Here is a 7,088-nt window from a genome sequence, read left to right on the forward strand (position 1 = left end):
GCATATCTGACTGCTTAAACTTTTAAGATAAGGCTTTATTTTCTTTTCAAACTCAACCGGGTCTGATTTAACTTCAAAGGTTTCTTTCTTGTTATCATACAAAACTGTAGCAGTGAATGAGTTTTTAGATACATCAACTCCAACGACGATTTTGTAGTTGTTCATAAGATTACCTCCTTTCATAAAATACTTGACATGAGAGAAACTTCCTGATAACCTATCATCGTAATCAATACAGGCTTAAAAGCCTAATGTTCTGATTCAGGTTTTAGGAAGTAGAGGAAGGACAGTCTACAAACATTCTGAGCGGTCTTAAAAGACCAATGACAAAGACTTGATCTGTCCTTCCTTTTTTCTCCCATGTCTGCAATTATTATAAAGCTTATTCTCTTAAAGTTTAAAAATTTTTGGTATATTTAATATACGATGACATATAAGGTAATTGTTAACACACTCGCTTTCTCTGTCATCCTAAGGACTTTAGTCCAATCCATTTCTAAAAATCTATAAAAACTGCTTATTTCCCACTCAGGATGTATAATATTTTTTTAAATCTAAAAAACTTCTCGTAACATTCTTTATTTTCATGCTCAATTTTTATTAAAAAAGTTATAATATTTAATTAAAAATACTTGGAGGATTTGATGAAATCATATAATGTTGCTATACTTGGAGCCACAGGAGCTGTTGGTCAAACAATGATAAAGGTTTTGGAAGAAAGAAATTTTCCGGTAAATGAAATAAAATTCCTTGCATCTGAAAGGTCTGCAGGTAAAGAAGTTGAATATTATGGAATGAAGTATAAAGTTGAGGCTGTTTGTGAAGAGGCTTTTGAAAATGTAGATATTGCATTATTTTCTGCCGGTGGTGAAAGAAGTAAAAAATGGGCACCCATCGCAGCAAGCAAAGGAGCTGTTGTTATAGATAACAGCTCTGCTTTTAGAATGGACCCGGAGGTTCCGTTGGTTGTTCCGGAAGTTAATCCGGAGGATGTAAAATGGCATAAAGGAATTATTGCTAATCCTAACTGTTCTACAATACAAATGGTCGTTGCGTTATATCCAATTCATAAAGTAAAGAAAATAAAAAGAATTATTGTAGCAACATACCAAGCTGTTTCCGGAGCAGGAGCAACTGCAATAGAAGATTTAGAGCTTGAAACAAAAGCAGTTATGGAAGGAAAATACTTTTATCCAAGGGCATTACCACATCACATAGCATTTAACGTTATACCAAGAATTGACAACTTTGAACCAAACGGCTACACAAAAGAAGAGTTGAAAATGATCAATGAAACAAGAAAGATTATGCATGAACCGGATATTAAAGTATCTCCAACTTGCGTAAGAGTGCCTGTATATGTAGGACATAGTGAAGCTGTAACAATCGAGACCCAAGAGCCTATCACTGCTGAAGAGGCAAGAGAGATATTAAAAAATGCACCGGGGGTTGTTGTAGAAGATGATCCATTTAACAATGTTTATCCAACTCCGATAGAGGTAGCAGGTAAGGATGATGTATTTGTAGGAAGAATAAGAAAAGACCTTGGATTTGAAAATGGTTTATCTATGTGGATAGTTGGAGATAACTTAAGAAAAGGCGCAGCAACTAACGCAGTTCAAATAGCAGAATTATTGGTAAAATATGAACTACTCTAACATAAGACAACATCTTGAAGATTTAGAAATAAAAACACTTCATCCAAAGGCTGCAAAAAGTCTTTATGCAAAAAGGGATGTACAAGAAGAAGAATGTCCGGTAAGGACTAAATTTCAAAGAGACAGAGACAGGATTCTTCACAGTAAAGCTTTTCGGAGATTAAAGCACAAAACACAAGTATTTTTATCTCCGGAGGGAGACCATTACAGAACAAGACTAACCCATACCCTTGAAGTTGCACAAGTTTCAAGAACGATAGCAAGAGCTTTAAGACTAAACGAAGACCTTACAGAAGCAATAGTTTATGGTCACGACTTAGGGCATACTCCTTTTGGGCATGCAGGGGAGTTTATTTTAAAAGAAAATGGTAGCTACCATCATGCAAAACACAGTTTAAGGGTGGTTGAAAAGCTTGAAAACGAAGGAAAGGGATTAAACCTTACAGAAGAAGTGAGGGATGGTATTTTAAAGCATAGTAAAGGAAAGTCTCCACTGATTACAGAAGGAAACATGCCAAAAACCTTAGAAGGCGAAATCGTTAGAATAGCTGATAAAATCGCTTACATAAACCATGACTTAGAAGATGCAATAAGGGCAGGTATTGTATCAGAATCACAAATTCCGGAATATATAGTTAAAGTTCTTGGAAAAACCAAATCCGAAAGGATTTCGACCATTGTTATCAGCGTTATAAATACAACCATTGAAAATGAGTATAAACATATAGTAATGGATGAAAAAGTCTATAATGCCATGTACAGCTTAAGAGATTTTCTTTATGAAAATGTATATTTTGCTGAACCTGTTATAAAAGAGCTTGACAAGGCAAAAGGCATAGTCAAGGCTTTGTATGAGTATTATCTTAAAAACTATCATCTAATTCCAAACTATGAAAAGTATTTAAAACTTTGGGGAGAATATTCACCAAACCAAGCAGCTGTTGACTACGTAGCCGGAATGACAGACAGATACGCACTAAAAAAATACTCAGAAATCTTTATTCCAAAGGTTTGGGCTGTTGTTTAGATATGTACTGATAACACATCTTTTCTTTGCAATCATAAGAATTTTATACGTACTATATAGAGATATAGACCTATCAACAGAAGAAGCACAGTATTGGCTATGGTCTAAGCATTTAGATTTATCCTACTATTCAAAACCACCTTTGATAGCCTACTTTAATTTTATATCCACGTCCATCCTCGGAGATACAGAGATAGGCGTAAGAATAAACAGCATCATCTTTGGATTTTTGATAGCCATAATCATATACCTTTTTTCAAAAGAAGTCTTTAACGATGAAAAATTAGCATTCTTTATTTCAGTGTTCGTCTATCTAATACCGGCTTACGACATAGCATCTATAATTTTTCTAACAGATACACCCCTTGCTTTTTTCTATCTGCTTTTAAGCTATCTATTTTACAAATCAGTTTATGAAAATAAGCCGAATTTATGGATTTTAACAGGCATATCAGCAGGCTTGGCTTTTTTGTCAAAATACTCAGCTGTTTTTTTCTTTCCGGCGGCTATTATCTTTGTTTTACTTTTTAAAAGAGATATTTTTAAAGAAAAATGGTTTTATATCTCAATATTGACAGCAGGATTGTTTACCTTGCCGGTCATATATTGGAATGTAGCAAATGATTTTGTAAGTTTTAAACATGTTGGCAAATTGGCAGGAGCAGATGAAAAAACGCTTAGTATAAACTTAAAGCATTTTGGAGATTACATACTTGGACAGATAGGCATAAACTCTGTCTTTTTATTTGCGTTTATGGTTTATGGAGTGTTTAGAGCTTTTAAAGAAAAAGATGAAAAACTTATATACTTATCCTTATCTCCTATTATAGTTTTCGTATTTTTTGGCGGGATTGCTCTGTTTAAAAATGTTGAAGTAAATTGGCCAGCCTTTGGATATGCTACTTTATACATGCTTGGTGGTTATGTAGTTTATAAAAGATTTTTAAAAATCTCTACCATTTTAATGTTTTTATCAGGACTATCTATCATCATTCTTCTTTATACGCCGATACTTGATAAAATAGGATTAACAAACCTTCTTCCACCGGAAAAAGACCCGAGCAAAAGGCTTGTAGGTTGGCAAGAGCTTGGAAGTTATGTTGAATCTTTAAAAGAAAAATATCAAAAAAACTTTATATTTTCAGACTCTTATCATATCTCTTCTGAGCTTGCTTTTTATGTAAAACCATTTAGGCAAACTTACTGCATCAGAGTAGATAGAAGAATGACCCAGTTTGATTTATGGGAAGGTATAAAAAAGTATGAAAATAAAGGATATTACGGCATTTACGTTGCAGACCATCCAATCACTGAAAAAGTAAAGTCAGGTTTTGAAAGCTTAGAGCTTGAATCACAGTATAAGGTAAAATATAGAGGAAAAGAGGTAAAGACTTATTATATTTACGTACTGAAAAACTATAAACACATTGAAGAAGACCCAATACTTAGCTACTAAAGGAGCAAGATAGATGAAAATAAGAATTGGAACAAGAAAAAGTCAATTAGCTTTATGGCAAGCAAATTATATTGCAGATAGATTGAGAGAAATTCACGGGGTAGAAGTTGAGCTTGTTAAAATCACTACCCAAGGAGATAAAATCTTAGATGTTCCACTTGCAAAGATAGGCGGAAAAGGATTATTTGTAAAAGAAATAGAAGATGCACTTTTGAAAAATGAAATAGATATTGCCGTTCACTCATTAAAAGATGTGCCAACAGTGCTACCGGAGGGATTAGAGCTTATAGCAATTACAGAAAGAGAAGACCCAAGGGATGCCTTTTTATCTATAAAGCATGAACACATCTACCAGCTTCCGGAAAACGCAGTTATTGGCACAAGCAGCTTAAGAAGAAAGTCGCAAATAATGAAAATCAGAAAAGATCTGCAGATAAAAGACTTAAGAGGAAATGTTGACACAAGAATAAGAAAGCTTGAAGAAGGGCAGTATGACGCAATCATACTTGCCTACGCTGGGCTAAAAAGACTTGGTCTTGATGGTAAAGTCAAATACATATTTTCTCCGGACGAGATGATTCCCGCAGTCTGCCAAGGCTTTCTTGCCATAGAAGGAAGGTCTGATGATGAGAGAATAAAAAATCTAATAAAACCACTGAACCATTATGAAAGCTATTTAAGAGCAACCGCAGAAAGAAGCTTTCTAAAAACGTTGGAAGGGGGATGTCAAGTTCCACTTGGTGCATACTGTGAGATTAAAGAAAACAGCTTTATAATCACAGGCTTCATTGCAGACTTGGAAGGAAGAGAGTATTATCAAGAAAAAATCACAGAACAAATAAAAGAAAATACACAAGAGCAGGCTATCATTCTTGGAAAAACCTTAGCAGAAAAACTTTTAAACGACGGGGGTAAACAAATTCTAACTAAAATTTATGGAAAATGATATAATAAAAATTAAACAAAATAAAAAAAGCAGGTAAAAAATGAAAATATCAGATAATATTAAATCGGCAAGAATTGGGAGAGGATTAACTATAGAAGAATTATCTTCTTTAGCAGGAGTTAGCATAGATAAAATTGAAAGAATAGAAAACGATGAAAACTTTGCTTTAAAAGACCCATACGGAAGATTGTATGCAAAAAAGCTTTGTCAGTTTTTACAGCTTGACTGTAACCTTCCATCTGAAACATTAGAAATAAATTTAATAAAAGAAAAGAATCAAAAATTTTCTCAAAAAGTATTAGAATTTCTGCCACATCTATTTGCAGGTTTTATATTGGTAGCATTCATTTATGCAAATGCAAATCTTAATAAAAATCCTACTTTTCAAGTAGATCCTATCCAGCATAAAGAAGAAACAAAACAAGCTACAATTACATCAGAAAGTCAAGACAATAAAATAACTTTTATAGTTTTAAAAGCAGACGATGAAGTATGGATTACAGCTACAATAGACGGAGAAAAGACTATCTTTAACATCAAAAAAGGTGAAGAAAAGACTCTCTATTTTGAAAATAAGATAGTATTAGACACTGTAGGAAATGCTGATAAATTAAAAATTATGTTCGGAGACCAAGAAGTTAAGATTTCTGATAGAGAAATTATCCATAACGTATTTGTTGATTCAGAAGGTATATTTTACAATGGATACAATGTGTTAAGAGGTGCTCCAAAGATTTGATTCCACCAAAAGAAATTATTTTAAAAGCCATATCTGAAGTCAAGCCATATATAGACCAAAGAATAAGCCAGTTTAAATCTCTAAAAGAGAAAGGCTTGACTGTCTTTGACTTTAAACCTTTTGTTGATATTAAAGCCTACGAAGCAGATATTTTTTCTGAAGCTTGTTTTTGTATCCTGACAGCCAACTTTAAAGCAGAGGTAGGAATAAAGATTCAAGCAGAGGTTGGCATTGAAGGATTTAAAAAATATTCCTTAGAAGAGCTTTATAACATCTTTAGAAAGCATGGGCATAGGTTTGTAATGCAGAGGGCAGAAAGAATAGTGAATCTAAGACCACTTGAAAGCTTTTTGCAAGAAATTAGATTTTACGATGATGGCAAAAAGGCAAGAGAGGAGCTTGTTAAAAAAGTTACAGGCTATGGATACAAAGAAGCATCGCATTTTTTAAGAAACATAGGATTTGAGGATGTGGCAATCATAGACAGACATATATTAAGATTTTTATTTGAAAACAACCTTGTAAAACCAAGAAAAACATTAACAAAAAATGTGTACATAGAATCAGAATCAGCTTTAGAAAAGCTATGCCAAGAGCTAAATCTAACCCAGGGAGAGCTTGATTTATACATTTTTTATATTAAAACAAAGAAAGTTTTAAAATGATGGAGCTGCTTAAAGATTTAGCAGAAAAAAACGGCATAATCCTTACAGGCAATCAACTTGAACTTTTTGACAAATATCTTTCAATGCTTTTAAAATGGAACAAAGTTTATAATCTAACATCTGTAAGAAAAAAAGATGAAATAGTTATAAAACATTTTTTAGACAGCTTAACCCTTGTAAAGCTTTTTGAAGCTAAAGGAATTAGCGTAGAAGACAAAGAAATAGCAGACTTTGGAACCGGCGGCGGTTTTCCGGGAGTACCACTTAAAATTTACTATCAAGATAAAATCAAGCTTTATTTGATTGAATCTATCAATAAAAAATGTATCTTCTTAGAGATGCTGAAAAAAGAGTTAAAGATAGATTATACAGTTTTGTGCGATAGAGCTGAAAATATAGATAAAAAGTTTGACATAGTAGTAAGCAGGGCAACGGGAGAGACGTTTGAAGTATTAAAAATAGGTAAAAATCTTTTAAAAGAAAATGGTATTATTGTGATAATGAAAGGCAAGGATATCGAAGAAGAGTTAAAGCTATACACAACAAAAATGAGCTTTAAAGGTCTTCCGGAAAGAAGTTTTATTGTTATGACAAAAT

Annotated in this window: 7 protein-coding genes and 1 pseudogene; 7 read left to right on the forward strand and 1 reads right to left on the reverse strand. The window is 33.1% G+C overall.

Features of this window, described 5'->3' with window-relative positions; translation table 11 throughout:
* A pseudogene (locus SULYE_RS08735) lies at positions 1–165 on the reverse strand (IS110 family transposase); the annotation flags it as partial.
* Between the two features lie 479 nt (positions 166–644).
* Between SULYE_RS08735 and SULYE_RS04470 the strand changes: the two are divergent.
* From SULYE_RS04470 to rsmG, 7 genes are all read left to right on the forward strand, one after another.
* A complete protein-coding gene (locus SULYE_RS04470) occupies positions 645–1,658 on the forward strand; it encodes an aspartate-semialdehyde dehydrogenase (protein WP_007546946.1) in 1,014 nt (337 codons plus the stop codon).
* Positions 1,645–2,685 carry a deoxyguanosinetriphosphate triphosphohydrolase gene (locus SULYE_RS04475; RefSeq protein ID WP_007546947.1) on the forward strand — a complete coding sequence of 347 codons (1,041 nt, stop codon included), beginning with the start codon at positions 1,645–1,647 and terminating at the stop codon, positions 2,683–2,685. The genes SULYE_RS04470 and SULYE_RS04475 overlap by 14 nt, the downstream gene beginning before the upstream one ends.
* Positions 2,678–4,141, forward strand: coding sequence for an ArnT family glycosyltransferase (locus SULYE_RS04480; protein ID WP_007546948.1), 1,464 nt, complete (start codon positions 2,678–2,680; stop codon positions 4,139–4,141). The genes SULYE_RS04475 and SULYE_RS04480 overlap by 8 nt, the downstream gene beginning before the upstream one ends.
* 13 nt (positions 4,142–4,154) lie before the next feature.
* Positions 4,155–5,087, forward strand: a complete 933-nt coding sequence (gene hemC / locus SULYE_RS04485; RefSeq protein WP_007546949.1) for a hydroxymethylbilane synthase — start codon at positions 4,155–4,157, stop codon at positions 5,085–5,087.
* A 40-nt stretch (positions 5,088–5,127) separates the two neighbouring features.
* A complete protein-coding gene (locus SULYE_RS04490; protein ID WP_007546950.1) occupies positions 5,128–5,826 on the forward strand; it encodes a helix-turn-helix domain-containing protein in 699 nt (232 codons plus the stop codon).
* Positions 5,823–6,491: an N-glycosylase/DNA lyase gene (locus SULYE_RS04495; RefSeq protein ID WP_007546951.1), complete on the forward strand. Its 669-nt coding sequence runs from the start codon at positions 5,823–5,825 to the stop codon at positions 6,489–6,491. The genes SULYE_RS04490 and SULYE_RS04495 overlap by 4 nt, the downstream gene beginning before the upstream one ends.
* Positions 6,488–7,088, forward strand: a 601-nt coding sequence (rsmG, locus tag SULYE_RS04500; protein ID WP_007546952.1) for a 16S rRNA (guanine(527)-N(7))-methyltransferase RsmG, incomplete at its 3' end; no start/stop codon positions are given. The genes SULYE_RS04495 and rsmG, both read left to right, overlap by 4 nt.

The organism is Sulfurihydrogenibium yellowstonense SS-5, from assembly GCF_000173615.1.
Taxonomy (GTDB): domain Bacteria; phylum Aquificota; class Aquificia; order Aquificales; family Hydrogenothermaceae; genus Sulfurihydrogenibium; species Sulfurihydrogenibium yellowstonense.